This is a genomic window from Pelomicrobium sp. G1, from assembly GCF_051905455.1.
GTDB lineage: Bacteria > Pseudomonadota > Gammaproteobacteria > Burkholderiales > UBA6910 > Pelomicrobium.
This window is the reverse complement of the sequence record NZ_JBQACR010000091.1, coordinates 1-499: the sequence shown is the minus strand read 5'-3', so window position 1 is coordinate 499 and position 499 is coordinate 1. Positions and strand designations below refer to the sequence as shown.

General features: G+C 67.1%; 1 protein-coding gene. It reads left to right on the top strand.

The features are described from left to right. The coding region (locus tag ACTFO6_RS17605) for an aldehyde dehydrogenase family protein (protein WP_439935722.1) at window positions 1-499 on the top strand (499 nt) is incomplete at both ends.

The following is a 499-nucleotide window of genomic DNA, read 5'->3' as shown; positions in this document are numbered from 1 at the left end:
CCCTCGAGCTGGGGGGCAACGCGCCGTTCATCGTCTTCGACGACGCGGACTTGGACCAAGCAGTGGAAGGCGCCATGGCGTCCAAGTACCGCAACACCGGCCAGACCTGCGTGTGCGCGAACCGCATCTTCGTGCAGGACCGGGTGTACGACGCCTTCGCTGCCAAGCTGCGGGAGAGAATCGTGGGCCTCAAGGTGGGCAGCGGTTTCGAGGAAGGCGTGCAGCAGGGTCCCCTGATCGACGCCCAGGCCCTCGCCAAGGTGGAAGAGCACATCGCCGACGCGGTGGCCAAGGGAGCGAAGGTGGCGGTGGGCGGCCGCCGCCACCCCCTCGGCGGTACCTTCTTCGAGCCCACCCTGCTCGTGGAAGTGAAGCCCGGCATGAAGCTCATGCGGGAGGAGACCTTCGGTCCCGTGGCGCCCCTCGTCCGCTTCAAGACCGAGGACGAAGCCATCCGGCTCGCCAACGACACCGAGTTCGGGCTCGCCTCCTACTTCTA